Origin of the sequence: Labrenzia sp. THAF191a (assembly GCF_009363335.1) — a bacterium.
Taxonomy (GTDB): domain Bacteria; phylum Pseudomonadota; class Alphaproteobacteria; order Rhizobiales; family Stappiaceae; genus Roseibium; species Roseibium algicola.
Genome location: NZ_CP045333.1, coordinates 487,292 through 504,602, shown reverse-complemented (window position 1 = coordinate 504,602; position 17,311 = coordinate 487,292). Strand labels below are relative to the sequence as shown.

Sequence of the window (17,311 nt, the reverse complement as noted above, 5' to 3'; positions counted from 1 at the left end):
GGCTCCCTTACCGCCTCGCGTTTGAAGGGAGCCATTTCCGGAGATTGATATACAAGAGTTCGTTTTACTTATCGGACAATGCCGCTTCGCATTCCGCGAACTTCGTGACCAAGCGGTTCAATGACCTGTCGTGTAGGAGGCCGGGGATATCGCGTGCCAAAAAAAAGGAATATTTATCGACAAGTTGCATAAATGATCCCTGCATTGTTTGGCACGCGCCAAACGCGCGCACCTCGTTCCGGTATTCTTCCGAACGCAAGCTTAACCCAGATGTGATGGCGTATAGCCTATAAAGCTCCCAACTATTTTCCGAGTAAAGACGCCAATAAATCTTTCCCTGAACCTGAACCATTCGTACTGATCCCCTCTTGTTTCCGCTAGAAAGCCAGGGTCGTCCAGATCTTTCATCTCGCGGAGAGTACGCTCCATAACTCGCAGATAAGCCTGAAATACTTTCGCAGGTGTGTCGAGCTCTGCAGATGGTTCTTTGCCGAGCTGATAGCGACAGTCTTCACTTTTGCTCAAGAAATCGAAGTAGGTTTTCTGAACCTGGGTAGGGGAACGAAAACGAACTTCAGGTTGGACGACAATGTCCGAGAAAGTAACTAGGACCGCGACGGCTTTCTGACACTTCCAGAGGTCTTTCAGATGCGACCTTCTCGTAACAGATGAGCTTTCCTGTGGTTGAGTTTCGATACTCTGCAGTGCTGTCTGATACGGAACTTGAATTTCTTCGAGTTCTTCTCTGATCCTCTCCAACTCTGGTTGACGCTCTGTTGGATCTTGCAGTTCGAGAATCTCCATCAAGCGTTCATGAAGTTGCTCAAGTTGCAACATCATTTCGGAAGTGATTCTTTCGGCGTCTTTGTCGCTCAGTGGAGTAGAACTACTGGCGGCGCAGACATGGCTAAAAATAAAAACAAAAAAGAGAAAGATCAGTTTCATCGGATTTCTTTTAAATTTCGTGTTTAAGCCCTTCTTGGAAACGCATATGGCAGGCTCAAGTCAAGAGCTTATCTGAATTCGAATGTGATTTACGGGAGAATCAGCTCCCTCGCGGTTTTGCCCTTCTCGTCGCCTCGGCCTCGGTCGGGTCGTCCGGCCAGGGGTGCCTTGGATATCGGCCCTTCATGTCGGCTTTCACATCCGCCCATGAGCCTTGCCAGAAGCCGGGAAGATCCTTCGTGATCTGGATCGGCCGTTGTGCCGGGGAGAGGAGTTCCAGGATCAGCGGCAATCTGCCTTCGCAGACGCTCGGATGCTCCTTGAGGCCGAAGAGTTCCTGCACGCGAATGGAAAGCGTCGGACCTGCGGCCGCACCATAGTCGATCGGCACCTTGCTGCCTGTCGGCGCGGTGAAGTGCGAGGGGGCAAGGTTGTCCAGCCGTGCAGATGCATCATAGGGCAGGAGCGCCGCAAGCGCGTTGCCCAGCACGGCGGTATCGATTGCGGCAAGGCTCGTGCAGCCGGCGAGATAGGGCTGCAGCCAGGTTTCCAGGGTTTCCGTCAAGGTGCCGTCGGAAAGATCCGGCAGATCCTGCGCGCCGTTCTCCCGGGCATAGGCGACACGTTTCTTCAGCCGTTCCTGTTCCTTGCTCCAGGGCAGGCGGGAGACGCCGCGCCGGCGGATCTCGGCAATCAGGGCCCGTTCGACAGCTGCCGGATCTGCTGACTGGATCTGGACGGACTTCAGTTCAACCGCCTTGTAGCGGGTGACACGCCGCGCCTTCAGCGCACCATCTCCTGTCAACCGGACTTCATCCTGCTCGACGATGTCTGCAGCAAACAGGTCTTCGATATCGGATTTGGAAATTGGCGCGCAGAGCTGGATACGCCCGCTTGCCGCCTTGCCCTGAATATCGGCAACAGTCAGGAAGGCTTGCCGGGAAAGGGTATGTTCCGCCTCCAATTCTGCGCCACGGCCGTTCGCAAGGCGGAAGCGTCCTGTCTGCCCGCGCTGCTGGGCCACCCGGTCAGGATAGGCAAGGGCGAGCAGAAGTCCGGCGCTTTCCGGATCTATCTCCCTGCCTGTTCCGCCTGCCTGCTTCAGCCAGCGCTCGGCAAGTTGGCGGCCGTCTTTTACACGTTGGCTCTTGTCATGGCGCAAAGCCTGCAAACGCGCACGCAGGTCGGGATCCCGGCCGCTAAGACCCGGTTCGGACAGCACCAGCGCGATCATCGCGGCGGTAAAGCCGAGATCGCGGGCAACACCTTCGATCACCATGTGAGCCAGGCGTGGATGCAGCGGGAGCTTCGCCAGTGCCTTGCCGTCATTGGTCAGACGTCCGTGGTCATCCAGAGCGTGCAGATCCTGAAGCAGAGCCTTTGCTTCGCGCCAGGTCGCAAGTGGGGGCTGGTCGGCAAAAGCGAGGGCTGCCGGATCGAGCGTCCCCCAGGCCGCCAGGTCCAGCACCAGGCCGGTGAGATCCGCTTCCAGGATTTCCGGAGCCTCTGCCTGTGGCAGGGCCACGGTCTGGGCTTCGTCCCAGAGCCTGTAGCAGACACCGGGCTCGGTACGTCCGGCGCGGCCCCTCCGCTGATCAGCGGAAGCGCGAGAGACGCGCACGGTTTCCAGCCGGGTCAGTCCGGTCTGTGGTTCATATTTCGGCACCCGCGCCAGACCGCTGTCGACAACGACACGCACACCTTCGATCGTCAGCGAGGTTTGGGCGATGGCACTGGCCAGCACGATCTTGCGGAGGCCGGCATCTGCCGGCCGGATGGCTGCGTCCTGGGCCTTGGCGTCCAGTCCGCCGTAAAGCGGCGCGACCTGGCAATTGGCGGGAAGCTTTCCGTCCAGCATCTCGGCGGTGCGGCGGATTTCGCCCTGGCCTGGCAGAAACACCAGCATGGAACCTGTTTCTTCAGAAAGAGCCTGCCGGATGGCCCGCACCGTCTGCGGTTCGATGCGCTCGTTCGGCGTTCGCCCCATGTAACGTGTTTCGACCGGGTAGCTGCGCCCCGTGCTTTCGATGACGGGCGCGTCGCCAAGCAGGGCTGAAATTCCTGCAGCATCGAGCGTTGCGGACATCGGCAGCAGACGCAGGTCGTCGCGCAGTGCAGCCTGCACATCCAGCGCCAGCGCCAGCCCGAGATCGCCGTCAAGCGAGCGTTCGTGAAATTCGTCAAAGAGAATGGCGGCAATGCCCGTCAGTTCCGGATCGTCCAGGATCAGTCGGGTGAAAACACCTTCCGTGATGACCTCTATTCGAGTGCGTGAACTGACTTTCGTTTCCATGCGCACACGGTAGCCGACGGTCTCGCCGGGCTTTTCGCCAAGTTCGGCTGCCATCCGGCGCGCAGCGGCACGGGCAGCAAGACGCCTCGGTTCCAGTACCAGGATCTTGCCGTCGCCGCGCCAGGTCGCGTTCAAAAGAGCCAGCGGCACGCGGGTCGTCTTGCCTGCGCCCGGTTCGGCAACAAGAACCGCGTTCAGCCCTGTATCAAGCGTTGCCAGAAGCTCCGGCAGGACACCGTCGATCGGCAGGGGTGCCGCGAAGGCTGGGGCAGAGGACATGACAGGCCCGGGTCAGCTCGCGCCCGATGCGGCGCCTGCGGTCCATTGCCGTCCTTGCATGTCGACGGCAAAGGCTTCCGGCGCGCGTGCGAAGGAGGCAAGGCCTTCCAGGGCCGGATCGGGGTGCCGGACGATGAAGGTCGGTATCTTGGCCATCAGGGCCTCGTGGGGCGCCTTGGCCTCAAAGGCGGCGCGGAAGCCGCCGTCCGTGAGGAAGCGTGTGATCCGCGACGTGACACCGCCAGTCAGATAGACGCCGCCCCGTGCCAGAACCGCGAGGGCAAAATCGCCGGCCACACGGCCAAGGGCCCTGGCAAAGACCTCCAGCGTCTTCACCGCCACCGGATCGTTTTCCTCTGCAGCCGTGGTGATGCTTGCCGCCGTTTTGAAGTCGCGGTCCGCGCCCATATAGGCGGCAACGCCCCGGGCAAGGCGGGGCAGGCCTGTGCCGCTAAGGATCTGTTCGGCGCCAAGCCGTCCACCGACGAGTTCGATATGCGGCCAGATGGCAACGTCTTCCGGGGTTACCGGCCCGAGTTCCACATGGCCACCTTCGCCCGGAACGGGAACCCAGGTCTGGGCGGCATAGATCATTGCAGCGGCGCCGAGGCCCGTGCCCGGACCGAGGACGAATTTGGCGCTCTCTTCGCGGATCGTGCCGGAGCCGACCTGTTCGATATCGCTGCCGCTATATCCTGGCAAGGCCAGGGCCTGCGCTTCGAAATCGTTGAGCACGATGACTTCGTCCAGACCGAGGTCGGCGATCATCTTCAGCGGCTCGATCACCCAGGCCGCGTTGGTGAGGGGGATCCTGTCACCGGTGACGGGACCGGCAACCGCGATGATTGCCGTACGTGGTTTCGGATCGGTTTCCGGCAGCACCACTTCGCGGATCGCGGAAGAAATGTCGGGATGATCCGCGGTCGCCGTCTTGCCGCACATGCGGGTGGGCGCCTCAGCGTCGTCAACCAGAGCGAAACGGGCGTTGGTGCCGCCGATATCGGCAACCAGAACCGGATAGGCAAAGGATTTGGTGTTCTTGGAAAAACTCATGAGGACAGGGAGCCAACTTCAGGTGTCGCGGATGTGGTCTTGAGGCCCTGCAGGCGGGCGGAGCGCAGCAGGATATCCGCGGTCGACGGATTGAGCGCCATCGGCATGTCATAGACCACTGCAAGGCGCATCAGGGCTTTCACATCAACATCATGCGGCATGGGCGACAACGGATCGACGAAGAAGAACAGGCCCTGGAGCTTGCCTTCGGCAATCATCGCGCCGATCTGCTGGTCGCCGCCCAGCGGGCCGCTTTTCAGCCTTGTGACCTTGAGATCCGGACAGGCTTCCAGAATGCGGCCGCCCGTGGTGCCTGTGCTGACAAGTTCGAAAACCGCGAGTTTGTCCTGGTGCCGTCTGGCGAACTCGACCATGGCGTCTTTTTTGGCGTCATGCGCGACAAGCGCAAGAGTGGGCGTGGCAGGCATCAGCGGTCCTCTGGGGTCTATGCAATCCGGATCGATTGAATAGCCGAAAGCTGATCGAAACCAAAGTCCCGGGAGACCAGTTCGTACCCGGAGGGAACCGGACGAAAAGGCACCCTGGCAGGAAGCGACAGCGGCGGGGAAGTGTTTAGCCGTTCAAAGCGCTTTAGGCAAAGGAAGATGAACGGGCGGGTGCAGAACCTGTTCCCCTTGGGCAGATCATTGGCAGGGAGCAAAAGAAAATGCCGCGTCCCGGCCCGGAACGCGGCAGGCAATAAGGAGAATGGAGACGTGGCGATCAGTCGAACAGATTACAACGGATCGGTTCGCGGCCGGCAACGTGCTGGAAGTAGGGATCGGGTTCCGGCAGATGCAGCCCGGCGATCTCCATCACCAGCTTCATGCGGATCGCGTCTGCAAAGCCTTCCTGACTGCGAACGGGGATGGCGAAGGAGCCCGGGCCGCCGATCACACAATCCTCGTAATAGTGGTCGAGGTTGAGCATCGCCTGCCAGGTGTTCTTGTTCGACTTCATCATCAGAGGCAAGCCGTTGATGGTCACGCCAGATGCAACCATGCGATCACGCATGGCAGTCACGGAGCCGCCCTGGTTGTTCGGGCCGTCACCGGAAATGTCGATTACGCGGCGCAGGCCTTCATACTGGTTGTTCTGAACCAGAAAGACCGACTTTTCGAGCGCCGAGGCGATGGAGGTGCGCTGGACCTGCCGAAGCGGGGCCTCGGCAATCTTGGAAGCGAAGTGTGCTGCCGAGCTTGCATCCTGGATCACCGTCCAGTCGGCGACGATGAAATGCTCATCGACCCCGCCCCATTCCATGTAGGTCACGGCAACGCGGCCGATCGGACCGACCTGAATGGCGTCAAGAAATTCCCTGGAGGTGAGAGCGGCGACATACCCGGCGCGCTGCACTTCCTGTTCTTCTGTATCCATGGATTGGGAGATGTCGACGGCCAGGACAAGTTCGACGTCCACTTCGTTGGCCGGATCATAGCTGTATTGTGAAGAAGCCATCAGAGCCGGACGGTAGTCTCGGGCTGCGGCTGGGGCGGCGAAAAGAAGTGCCGCACAAATAAGTGACAGTAAACTTGTAACCGTCGGTGCACAGTCTGTTTTGGTTATGTCGAGACGCATGGTTTTTCTCCTTATTTCAGCCTTGCGGCTGGGTGGCCACGTCTCCCCTGTTTATTTTGTCGTTGAATTCCTTATCTTTCCGTTTCTCGTGATTCCTAACAAGGCATTGGCTGAATGCCTTGGATGAGCTTGGAAATTTACTTAGCAAGCTACATGCCAAACGTAGCGTAATATTCCTTGGCTGGCAAAAGTAATGTGCACGGAGTGCATGTTCTATCCACAGGCGCGGGATATCTGTCGGATTTGCTAGGCAAATTTTTCATCCGTGGATCCGCATTGCGCCTTACGTATGGGTAAGGTGGTGATTTCTTGAGTTTTTTCAATCCGCCTTGCCGGTCACATTTTTGCGCGAAACTGTGAGAAACTCGGGCGAGAAAACATGGTTGAGACCTAAAACAGGCGACGTTTCAGCAGCTTCGCAAGCGCCTGACATGCGCGTTCCGATTAGCTGTTTTTCGGTTTGAAAGACGCGGGTTTTCGAAGTGGGGGACAAATCCACCGGCAATTATTGCCGGGCAACTAGGCAAATTTTGCCGGGCTGTTTTTGAAAATCGGCAGCTTTGGGCAGAATTTGCCGCCGTTCAGAAGTGGTACTCGGTGCTGATTGCTGCCCAGAAATGCAGCAATCAGCCAGAAAATTGGCAGTTTTTTTAGTTGACGGCAAAGGCAAGGCTGGTCATGATCTGAAGAAATTCTCACTTGGTGAAGAATTTTTCGGACGGCCTTCGCGGCCCCGGAAACCAAAAGCTCCGAAGAGAGCAGGGCATAGCCGGACCGTTGCGGTCAACCGCTTCGCATGGCTGGACAGGCGGGTGTTTCATCTTACCGGATGCAATTCCATTAAGCCGGGCGTTTTGAGAGTGGTTGAGTATCCTGCCCGCCGAAAGGCGTGCGCAAGGGCTCTGGAGGGGAAGGTTTCGACGCGGAATGCAGACACGCGACGACGACTGGACATCATATATGGCCATCCGGGCGGCCTGGCTGTCCTTTGTTGGCGGCCGTACCCAGGGTGAAATCGCCTCACAGCTCGGCGTTTCGCCCGCCAAGGTGCATCGCCTGATCGCTCATGCGCAGAAAGCCGGTTTCGTCAAATTCCAGGTCGATGGTCGCCCGATGGAATGCCTCCAGCTTGAAAAGGAGCTTACGGAGCATTTTGGCCTGACGAACTGCATTATTGCTCCCGATCTTGGTGGCGGCGACGACGACAGCGCCCTCAGGGCCGTCGCCGTTTCCGCGGCACAGTTCCTGTCCGGGATGCTTGGTGGGTCCAATGTCACGCGTCTGGGTGTTGGCATGGGACGCACGCTGACCGCGGCTGTCGAAGCGTTGCCGAAAGTGGCGCGAACCGATCTCGAAATCATGTCGATCTGCGGATCGCTGACGCGCACGCTTGCTGCCAACCCCTACGACATCGTCCAGAAGATGCAGGAACGCACAGGCGGCATCGGCTATTATCTGCCGGTTCCCTATTTTGCCGAAAACCAGGACGAGAAGGCGATGTTCCTGACCCAGCGCAGCGTGCAGGACCTGATGGACCGCGCGCGCCAGTCGGATGCCTTTCTCATCGGCATCGGCTCTGTCGAGAACGAGGGCCATCTTGTCCAGCGCGGCATGATTTCCAAAAAAGAACAGGAAGATTTGCTGTCGGGCGGCGCCGTCTGTGATTTGATGGGACGCTTTCTGACGATCGAGGGAAAATTGGCCCCGGATCCGCTCGGCGATTGTGCCGTGGGTCTGCATTTCGACGAAGTGCGCGGGCGCCGCGTGATTGCGCTGGTAGGTGGGGAGAGCAAGGTGGATGCCACGCTCGCGGCCCTGCGTACCGGTGTCATTACCGACCTTGTGGCAGACGAGACCCTTGCGAGGGCTCTGACGGCACGGGCCGGATTGCAGCTGGCACAGTCCGCATGATGCGGCTGGGTCACGAGGGGAAACGGGCCGGCCAAAAGGCAGGCCCCCGCATGTCGGAGGACATATAAGTGAAAAAGCTTCTTACCATCGGCACCGCGCTTGCCGGCCTGGCCTTTACCGCCGTGGGCGCATTGGCAGCCGATATCAAGCCGGCAGTGCTTTACGATCTGGGCGGCCGTTTCGACAAGTCGTTCAACGAAGGCGCATACAACGGTGCTGAAAAGTTCAAGGAAGACACCGGCGTCGAATACCGCGATTTCGAAATCCAGAACGACAGCCAGCGCGAGCAGGCCCTGCGCAACTTTGCCAAGCGCGGCATGAACCCGATCGTCGCTATCGGCTTCTCCCAGGCCAACGCCGTGGAAAAGGTTGCCAAGGAATTCCCGGATACGCAGTTCGCAATCGTTGACATGGTCGTCGACCTGCCGAACGTGCGCTCCATCCTGTTCAAGGAGCAGGAAGGCTCCTACATCGTCGGCATGCTGGCTGCGATGGCGTCCGATACCGGCAAGGTCGGCTTTGTCGGCGGCATGGATATTCCGCTGATCCGCAAGTTCGCCTGTGGTTACAAGCAGGGCGTGATGGCTGCAAACCCGAAGGCGGAAGTCTTCGAGAACATGACCGGCACCACCGGCGCGGCCTGGAACGACCCGGTCAAGGGTGGCGAACTCGCCAAGTCCCAGTTCGACCGTGGCGCTGACGTTGTCTATCACGCTGCCGGCGGCACCGGCATCGGTGTTTTGCAGGCCGCTGCTGACGCCGGCAAGCTCGGCATCGGCGTCGACAGCAACCAGAACAACCTGCATCCGGGTTCCGTCCTGACCTCCATGCTGAAGCGCGTCGACATTGCCGTCTACCAGGCGTTCGAAGATGCAGCCAACGACAGCTGGTCCTCCGGCTTCGAAGTCCTCGGCCTCAAGGAAGGTGGCGTCGACTGGGCGCTGGACGACAACAACGCCGAACTCGTCAACGACGAGATGAAAGCAAAGGTCGAAGAAGCGACCCAGAAGATCATCTCCGGCGAGATCGAAGTTCACGACTACATGGCCGATCAGTCCTGCCCGATGTAAGGCAGTCGTTTTGGACCTCCGCGCGATACCGTGCGGAGGTCCACCTGTATTTCTAGCGTGCCCAACCCGTTTTTTCGGAGGACAGGATGCTCCGTCTCACATCAGGCGTCATTGCTGCGGCCTGCGCTGTCTTCATGACAACAACCGCAACTCTGGCCGAACCGGCCATCGTTTATTCCGTCGGCGGCAAGTTCGACGGGTCTTTCAACGAAAGCGCCTTTGCCGGCGTGAAACGGTTTCAGGACCAGGGCGGCGACGTCAGGGAATTCGAGTTGGAGCGTGATGCGCAAAGCCTGCAGGCACTGCGGAACTTTGCCAGCCGGGGCGCGTCCCCCGTTGTCGCAATCGGTTTCAACCAGGCAAACGCGCTTGGCCAGGTGGCTCCCAATTTTCCCAAGACGGATTTTGCCATCGTCGACATGGTGGTCGATCAGCCGAACGTGCGCTCCTATGTCTTCAAGGAACATGAGGGTGCCTATATCGGCGGTCTGCTGGCCGGCATGGCCACCAAGAGCGGCACCATCGGTTTTGTCGGCGGCATGGATATCCCGATCATCCAGCGGTTTCTGTGCGGCTACAAGCAGGGCGGCCAGGCTGCAAGGGCGGATATCAGGGTTCTGTCCAACATGACGGGCGATACGCCGGCCGCGTTCGCGGATCCTGTTCGGGGCGGTGAACTGGCCATCGGCCAGATCAATCAGGGCGCCGATGTGATCATTCAGGCAGCGGGCGGAACCGGCATTGGTGTGCTGCAGGCAGCTGCCGACAAGGGGGTGCTCGGCATGGGTACCGACAGCAACCAGAACGGCCTGCACCCGGGCAAGGTCCTGACGTCCATCCGCAAGCGCGTGGACAACGCTGTCTTCGACAGCTTTCAGGCTGCCAGGGACGGCACCTTCGAACCCGGCATCAAGGTGCTGGGCGTCGCGGACGGCGGCATGGACTGGGTGCTGGACGAAAACAACAAGGACCTGATCACGCCGGACATGAAAGCGGCGGCGGATGCCGCCGTTGCGGCCATCTCCGACGGCAGCGTCAAGGTTCATGACGTCGTAACCGACGGAGCATGTCCTTTCTGATCGGGACACCGCGAGGCAGCGGCGAGGGGCAATAACAATGACAAAGAAGAACAGTCAGGCCTGGGGGAACGCATGAGCGATACGCCGGCAATCGAACTGCGCAAGATCAACAAGCGCTTTGGCCCGGTTCACGCCAACAAGGACATCGACCTTGTGGTGAAGAAAGGCTCCATCCACGGTATCATCGGAGAGAACGGGGCGGGCAAGTCGACGCTCATGTCCATTCTCTACGGTTTCTATCAGGCCGATGACGGCGACATCCTGGTGGACGGCAGGAAGGTCACAATTTCGGACTCGAAAGCCGCCATCGGCATGGGCATCGGCATGGTGCATCAGCATTTCATGCTGGTCGACAATTTCTCGGTCCTGGAAAACGTGGTTCTGGGCGCCGAGGACAGCGCGCTCCTGTCCGGCGGCATCAATCGCGCCAAGACAGAACTCAAGCGGCTGGAAGAAGAATACGAACTGCGGGTCGATCCGGACGCCCTGATCCAGGATCTGCCGGTCGGTCTGCAGCAGCGGGTGGAGATCCTGAAGGCGCTCTACCGCAGCGCGGAGGTTCTGATCCTTGACGAGCCGACCGGTGTTCTGACGCCGGCCGAAGCCGATCACCTGTTCAAGATCCTCGAAGTTCTGAAGAACGAAGGCAAGACGGTTCTCCTGATCACGCACAAGCTGCGCGAGATCATGGCGGCGACCGATACTGTTTCCGTCATGCGCCGCGGCGAGATGGTGGCGACGCGCGAAACCGCGAAGACCTCGATGGAAGAACTCGCCGAGCTTATGGTCGGCCGCAGCGTGCTGCTGCGTGTCGACAAGAAACCGGCGCAACCCAAGGCTCCGGTGATGGAGGTCGAGAACCTCACGGTGACCGACAGCCGCGGCGTGCAGGTGGTCAAGGACGTTTCCTTCAATGTGCGTGCGGGAGAGATTGTCGGCATCGCCGGTGTCTCCGGCAACGGCCAGTCGGAACTGCTGGAAACGCTCGCGGGCATTCGCCGCGCCACCAGAGGTACGCTGAAAATCAACGGCGAGACGATCGATCTGGGAACGAGCACGCTCGACGCCGCCGACATGCGCGCCAAGAACATGGGCCACGTGCCGGAAGACCGGCACCGGATGGGCCTGATCAATTCCTTCTCCGAATACGAGAATTCCATCCTCGGCTACCACCGCGACCCGGCCTACTCCCGGGGCCTTCTGATGGATCTTGCCGCCATCAAGAAAAACGCTGTGGCCGAAATCGAGAAATACGACATCCGCCCGCCGAACCCGATGCTGAAGACGGCCAATTTCTCGGGCGGCAACCAGCAGAAGATCGTGCTGGCGCGCGAGATCGAGCGCGATCCGGAAGTGCTCCTGGTCGGTCAGCCGACGCGCGGCGTCGATATCGGCGCCATCGAGTTCATCCACCGCCGGATCGTGGAAATGCGCGATGCCGGCAAGGGCATTTTGCTCGTGTCGGTGGAACTCGACGAAATCCGGGCCCTGTCCGACCGGGTGCTGGTGATGTTCGACGGCAAGATCGTCGGTGAACGCGGCGGCGATGCGGAAGAAGGCGAACTTGGCCTGCTGATGGCCGGTGTGGAAGATAACAACAAGATGGCTGTTGAAGGAGGCGCCCGATGAGTGCCGGTCAGCTCCCGCGCTGGGTCGATTACGGCCTGATCCCGTTCCTGAACCTGGCCGCCGCCTTCCTGGTGTCCGGCCTCGTCGTTGTCCTGATCGGGGAAAACCCGCTGGACGCGGTGCAGCTCCTGGTCTGGGGCTCCATTGGCTATGGCGAGGGCATCGGCTTCACGCTGTTCTATGCCACCAACTTCATCTTCACAGGCCTGGCTGTGGCCGTTGCCTTTCATGCCGGGTTGTTCAACATCGGTGGTGAGGGCCAGGCCTATATCGGTGGTCTCGGGGTCGCCATAGCCTGTCTGGCGCTGGATCACATCGTGCCGTGGTACATCACCTTGCCGTTTGCCATCATAGGCTCGGCGCTGATGGGGGCCGCCTGGGCGTTCATTCCGGCCTGGCTTCAGGCCACCCGCGGCAGCCACGTGGTGATCACCACCATCATGTTCAACTTCATCGCCTCGTCGCTGATGGTCTATCTGCTCAACAACGCGTTGAAGAAGCCAGGGTCGATGCAGCCGGAAACACGAACCTTCGAGGATGGTGGCCGTCTGCCGTTCCTGAACGACATATTTTCGTCCTTCGGCTTCGGCTATGCGCCGGTCAACCTGTCGCTCTTCGTGGCGCTGGCGGCTTGTGTTCTGGTCTGGGTCCTGATCTGGCGCACCAAGCTCGGTTTCGAGATCCGGTCTTTCGGTGCCAACGCCACAGCCGCGGTCTATGCCGGCATCTCGCCGGTGCGCACCATCGTCATCACCATGCTCATATCCGGTGGTCTTGCAGGCATGATGGCGATCAACGAGATCATGGGGTCACAGCACCGGCTGCTGATCGATTTCGTGACCGGTTACGGCTTCGTCGGTATCGCGGTTGCCCTCATGGGGCGGGCGCATCCGGTCGGCATCGTTCTGGCGTCGATCCTGTTCGGCATGCTCTACCAGGGCGGCGCGGAACTTTCGTTCGAAATGCCCAACATCACGCGAGACATGATCATCGTCATCCAGGGCCTTGTGATCCTGTTTGCCGGTGCACTTGAGCACATGTTCCGCCCGGCCATCATCAAGCTGTTCACGCCCTCCCGGGCTCTTGCCGCGAAGGAGGCGTGATCATGTTCGAGATCGTGATCCTGACACTTGATTCCACAGTCCGCCTGTCGACACCGCTTCTGCTGGCCTGTCTGGCAGGGCTTTACTCGGAACGCTCCGGCGTGGTCGATATCGGCCTGGAAGGAAAGATGCTCGGCGCAGCCTTTGGGGCGGGTGCGGTAGCCTACATGACCGGAAACGCCTGGATCGGCCTTCTGGCGGGCATGGCGGTTTCGATCGGCCTGGCGCTGATCCACGGCTTTGCCTCCATTACCAACCGCGGCAACCAGATCGTTTCCGGCGTTGCCATCAACTTCCTGGCAGCAGGCCTGACCGCGCTGCTCGGGCAGACATGGTTCCGCCAGGGCGGTCGTACGCCCTCACTGCCGGAAGGCGGAAGATTTCGGGACATCGTCTGGCCCTACGCGGAAGAACTGCGGGATGTTCCGATCATTGGCGGCATCTACAGCGAACTGCTGTCAGGCCACAACATCCTGGTCTACGCCGCTTTCGTGGCCGTGCCGCTGACCTGGTGGGTGCTGTTCCGCACCCGTTTCGGGCTGCGCCTGCGTGCGGTGGGGGAAAACCCGGCGGCCGTTGACACGGCCGGCATCTCTGTCACCTGGCTGCGCTACCGGGCGGTCATCGCCTGCGGTGCCCTGTGCGGTGTTGCCGGAGCATATCTTTCCATCGCCCAGTCCTCCGGCTTCATCAAGGACATGACGGCGGGCAAGGGCTTCATCGCGCTGGCGGCCCTGATTTTCGCCAAGTGGAAACCGGCCAACGCCATGTTGGCCTGCCTGTTGTTCGGCTTCCTCGATGCTGTCGCCATCCGGATGCAGGGTCAGAAATTACCCGGTATCGGTGAAATTCCGGTGCAGTTCTTCCAGGCACTGCCCTATATTCTGACCGTGATCCTGCTTGCAGGTTTCATCGGCAAGGCAATCCCGCCGAAGGCGGCTGGCATTCCGTATCTCAAGGAGCGTTCATGAGCGATCTGGACGCGTTGTTCGAAGCCGCAAAAGCGGTTCGTGAAAACGCATATGCACCCTATTCGAACTTCCTGGTCGGCGCGGCCTTGCGTGCACCGGACGGCACTGTTTTCATCGGCTGCAATGTGGAGAACGCTTCCTACCCGGTGAGCGTTTGTGCAGAAGGTGGGGCGGTCAGTGCCATGATTGCCGCCGGTTACCGCGAAATTGCGGAAGCCGTTGTCATTGGCGATGCGGCCCTGTGCACACCGTGCGGCATGTGCCGCCAGCGTCTGAAGGAATTCGGCACGGACGATCTGGTCGTCCATGTCGCTGATCTCGACGGTATCCGGCGCAGCTTCACGATGGATGAGCTGCTGCCTGCCGCCTTCGAACTGGAATACACGTCAAAATAAGAAGGACTGACCCACAATGAGTGGTTTCGGCCGTGAATGCGCGGAGATCGTCCGCGCAGCCCGGGAGGGCTCGTACAAGATTGGCATGATCCTCGGCTCCGGCCTCGGCGCGCTCGCCGAGGAAGTCGAGGACGCTGTTCGCATTCCCTATTCGCACCTGACCGAATTTCCGGTCTCCACCGTCACGTCCCATTCCAGCGAGCTGGTTGCCGGCACGCTGTCCGGGGTGCCGGTGGTGATCCTGTCGGGCCGGGCCCATTATTACGAGGGCGGCGATCCGACGGTCATGCGCACGCCGGTAGAAACGCTGAAGGAGCTCGGCTGCGAGATCCTGCTGGCAACCAATGCGGCCGGTTCCCTGCGCCAGGAAGTTGCTCCCGGTTCGCCCATGCTGATTTCCGACCACATCAACTGGTCGGGCATGAACCCGCTGATCGGTGAAGAGGACGAAAAGCGCTTCCTCGACATGAGCACCGCCTACGATGCTGACCTGCGTGCGGCCATGAAGAAAGTCGCTGAGGAAACCGGCGATCCGGTCGCCGAGGGCGTTTACATGTGGTTCTCCGGCCCGTCTTTCGAGACGCCTGCCGAAATCCGCATGGCCAAGACACTGGGTGCGGATGCGGTTGGCATGTCAACCGTGCCGGAAGTCATCATGGCCAGGTTCCTGGGTATGCGCGTCGCGGCCATGTCGATTATCACCAATTACGGCGCAGGCATGCAGACACACGCGCTGTCTCACGACGAAACCAAGTCCGTTGCCTTGCAGGGCATGGAACGCATGAAACAGCTGGTGCGGGCATTCGTGAAGGAGATCGGCCAATGACTGACATGATCGAACACGCCAAACGGGCCCTCGGGCTCGTCGACCTGACCAACCTCAACGACGACTGCACGGCGGCGGATATTTCCAAGCTGACCGGACGGACCGTGACGGATCACGGGTCGGTTGCTGCTGTCTGTGTCTGGCCGCGGTTCGTGGCGCAGGCCGCGCAGGAACTGACCGGCACGGGCGTGAAGGTGGCGACCGTTGTCAACTTCCCTGAAGGTGGCGAAGATACGGAAGCCGTCCTGGCCGAGACGAAGCAGGCACTTGCCGATGGAGCCGACGAGATCGATCTGGTGATGCCCTACAAGGCTTTCTGCGCCGGCCGCAAGGGCTTTGCGGAAGAGCAGATCATCCGCGTGAAGGCTGCCATTCCGGAACCGGCACTGCTCAAGGTCATCCTGGAAACGGGCGAAATCAAGGATCCGTTGCTGATCCACGCAGCCTCCAACATTGCCATTGGGGCAGGTGCGGATTTCATCAAGACCTCGACCGGCAAGGTTGCCGTCAATGCAACGCTGGAAGCAGCCGAGATCATGCTCACCGTGATTGAGGAAGCCCGCCGCGACAACGCCGAGCGCGTGATCGGCTTCAAGCCGGCCGGTGGTATCCGCACCGCCGAGGACGCAGCTGCCTACCTGGCGCTTGCCGACAAGATTATGGGCCAGAACTGGGTATCGGCACACACCTTCCGCTTTGGTGCCAGCGGTCTTCTGGATGCCCTGATCTCGACGATCGAGGGCCAGGAAATCGTGGACCACTCCCACCACGGCTATTGAGACGGCTTCAAGAAGGACAACAAATGCTGCCGCAAGAACTCATCAGAAAGAAGCGCGACGGTGGAACGCTGGACGCGGCGGAGATCCAGTTCTTCGTCAAGGGTCTGGCAGACGGCTCGGTCACGGAAGGCCAGGTGGCTGCGCTCGCCATGGCTGTCTTCTTCAAGGGGCTGACCGTCGACGAACGTGTGGCCCTGACGCTCGCCATGCGCGACAGTGGCGATGTCATGGACTGGTCGGGCATCGACGCGCCGATCCTGGACAAGCATTCCACCGGCGGCGTTGGCGACAACGTCTCCTTGATGCTGGCGCCGGCGCTTGCCGCCTGTGGCGCTGCCGTGCCGATGATCTCCGGTCGTGGCCTGGGTCACACGGGCGGCACGCTGGACAAGTTCGACAGCATCCCGGGCTATCAGACGCAACCGGACAATCTGCTGTTCAAGAAGGTGGTCAAGGAAATCGGGTGTGCCGTCATCGGCCAGACCGGCAATCTTGCTCCGGCCGACAAGCGTTTTTATGCCATCCGCGATGTGACCGGCACGGTGGAGAGCATCGACCTGATCACCGCGTCGATCCTGTCCAAGAAGCTGGCAGCCGGTCTGCAGGGACTGGTGCTGGACGTGAAGTGGGGCACGGGCGCTTTCATGGCAACACTTGAAGATGCTCGTGCTCTTGCCGAAAGCCTGGTGCTGGTCGCGAACGGCGCGGGTTTGAAGACCACGGCTCTCCTGACCGACATGAACGAGCCGCTGGCGTCTGCCGCCGGCAACGCGGTTGAAATGCAGAACGCCGTCGACTTTCTGAAAGGCACGGCCATCGACAACCGCCTTTGGGATGTCACCGTGGCACAAGGCGGCGAACTGCTTGCCTCCGGCGGCATCGCCGCTGATGCCGAGGCCGGTGCCGGCATGATGCGTGAAGCGTTTCAGAGCGGCAAGGCGGCTGAGAAGTTCGCCCAGATGGTTCATGCGCTTGGCGGACCTGCCGACTTCATGGAAAAGGCGGAACTTTATCTCGCCAAGGCGCCGGTGGAAGCGCCGGTCTATGCCGAACATGACGGCGTCGTTACGAGTGTGGATGCCCGGGCAGTGGGCGTTGCGGTCGTCACGCTTGGCGGTGGACGCCGGGCTGCAGCGGACGTGATCGATCCGTCCGTCGGCCTGACCAGCCTTGCCGGTGTCGGCAACACGGTGGACGCGGATGCGCCCTTGGCGATTGTCCATGCCAGAACCGAGGCAGAGGCCGAAGAAGCAGCCGTCGCGGTGCGCAAAGCCTACACCATCGGCTCCGCAGCCGATGTCATCGACAGGCCAAGCGTCGTCGAGTGCATCGCGCCCTGACCGGGAAAATGCGTGCCGGGCGAATGGTCGCCCGGAACCTCTCCGGCCGAACTGGCCGGC

At 60.5% G+C, this 17,311-nt stretch carries 15 protein-coding genes; 10 read left to right on the top strand and 5 right to left on the bottom strand.

Translation table 11 applies throughout. The annotated features are described in order from the left end of the window. Positions 1 to 261: 261 nt before the first annotated feature. From FIV05_RS02340 to FIV05_RS02320, 5 genes are all read right to left on the bottom strand, one after another. Entirely contained in the window at positions 262 to 945 is a 684-nt protein-coding gene (locus FIV05_RS02340) for a hypothetical protein (protein ID WP_152508534.1), read from the bottom strand. Between the two features lie 100 nt (positions 946 to 1,045). Continuing rightward, on the bottom strand, positions 1,046 to 3,517 hold the full coding sequence (gene hrpB, locus FIV05_RS02335; protein WP_152508533.1) for an ATP-dependent helicase HrpB: 2,472 nt from the start codon (positions 3,515 to 3,517) through the stop codon (positions 1,046 to 1,048). Between the two features lie 12 nt (positions 3,518 to 3,529). After that, positions 3,530 to 4,570, bottom strand: a complete 1,041-nt coding sequence (locus FIV05_RS02330) for an ROK family protein (protein ID WP_152508532.1) — start codon at positions 4,568 to 4,570, stop codon at positions 3,530 to 3,532. Then, positions 4,567 to 4,998 carry a methylglyoxal synthase gene (locus tag FIV05_RS02325; protein ID WP_022999719.1) on the bottom strand — a complete coding sequence of 144 codons (432 nt, stop codon included), beginning with the start codon at positions 4,996 to 4,998 and terminating at the stop codon, positions 4,567 to 4,569. Before FIV05_RS02325 ends, FIV05_RS02330 begins: the two co-directional genes overlap by 4 nt. Positions 4,999 to 5,293: 295 nt before the next feature. Further along, positions 5,294 to 6,028: a DUF1194 domain-containing protein gene (locus tag FIV05_RS02320; protein WP_152508531.1), complete on the bottom strand. Its 735-nt coding sequence runs from the start codon at positions 6,026 to 6,028 to the stop codon at positions 5,294 to 5,296. Between the two features lie 1,047 nt (positions 6,029 to 7,075). Here FIV05_RS02320 and FIV05_RS02315 point away from each other — a divergent pair. The 10 genes from FIV05_RS02315 (at position 7,076) to deoA (ending at position 17,251) form a co-directional block, all read left to right on the top strand. Next, the gene (locus FIV05_RS02315) at positions 7,076 to 8,059 is read left to right on the top strand and encodes a sugar-binding transcriptional regulator (RefSeq protein ID WP_022999723.1); all 984 of its coding nucleotides are present in this window, start codon (positions 7,076 to 7,078) and stop codon (positions 8,057 to 8,059) included. Between the two features lie 68 nt (positions 8,060 to 8,127). Next, a complete protein-coding gene (locus FIV05_RS02310; RefSeq protein WP_152508530.1) occupies positions 8,128 to 9,129 on the top strand; it encodes a BMP family ABC transporter substrate-binding protein in 1,002 nt (333 codons plus the stop codon). An 86-nt stretch (positions 9,130 to 9,215) separates the two neighbouring features. Beyond that, the gene (locus tag FIV05_RS02305; RefSeq protein WP_152508529.1) at positions 9,216 to 10,208 is read left to right on the top strand and encodes a BMP family ABC transporter substrate-binding protein; all 993 of its coding nucleotides are present in this window, start codon (positions 9,216 to 9,218) and stop codon (positions 10,206 to 10,208) included. A gap of 72 nt (positions 10,209 to 10,280) precedes the next feature. Continuing rightward, the gene (locus FIV05_RS02300; RefSeq protein WP_152508528.1) at positions 10,281 to 11,837 is read left to right on the top strand and encodes an ABC transporter ATP-binding protein; all 1,557 of its coding nucleotides are present in this window, start codon (positions 10,281 to 10,283) and stop codon (positions 11,835 to 11,837) included. Beyond that, positions 11,834 to 12,940 carry an ABC transporter permease gene (locus FIV05_RS02295; protein ID WP_152508527.1) on the top strand — a complete coding sequence of 369 codons (1,107 nt, stop codon included), beginning with the start codon at positions 11,834 to 11,836 and terminating at the stop codon, positions 12,938 to 12,940. Before FIV05_RS02300 ends, FIV05_RS02295 begins: the two co-directional genes overlap by 4 nt. Before the next feature lie 2 nt (positions 12,941 to 12,942). Next, entirely contained in the window at positions 12,943 to 13,911 is a 969-nt protein-coding gene (locus tag FIV05_RS02290) for an ABC transporter permease (protein WP_031268896.1), read from the top strand. Further along, entirely contained in the window at positions 13,908 to 14,306 is a 399-nt protein-coding gene (gene cdd / locus FIV05_RS02285) for a cytidine deaminase (RefSeq protein ID WP_022999729.1), read from the top strand. The genes FIV05_RS02290 and cdd overlap by 4 nt, the downstream gene beginning before the upstream one ends. 16 nt (positions 14,307 to 14,322) lie before the next feature. Next, positions 14,323 to 15,132 (top strand): purine-nucleoside phosphorylase, encoded by an 810-nt coding sequence (locus FIV05_RS02280; protein ID WP_022999730.1) that lies wholly within the window; start codon positions 14,323 to 14,325, stop codon positions 15,130 to 15,132. Continuing rightward, positions 15,129 to 15,911 (top strand): deoxyribose-phosphate aldolase, encoded by a 783-nt coding sequence (gene deoC, locus FIV05_RS02275; protein WP_022999731.1) that lies wholly within the window; start codon positions 15,129 to 15,131, stop codon positions 15,909 to 15,911. The genes FIV05_RS02280 and deoC overlap by 4 nt, the downstream gene beginning before the upstream one ends. A 23-nt stretch (positions 15,912 to 15,934) precedes the next feature. After that, positions 15,935 to 17,251 carry a thymidine phosphorylase gene (deoA, locus tag FIV05_RS02270; RefSeq protein ID WP_152508526.1) on the top strand — a complete coding sequence of 439 codons (1,317 nt, stop codon included), beginning with the start codon at positions 15,935 to 15,937 and terminating at the stop codon, positions 17,249 to 17,251. Positions 17,252 to 17,311: the final 60 nt, after the last annotated feature.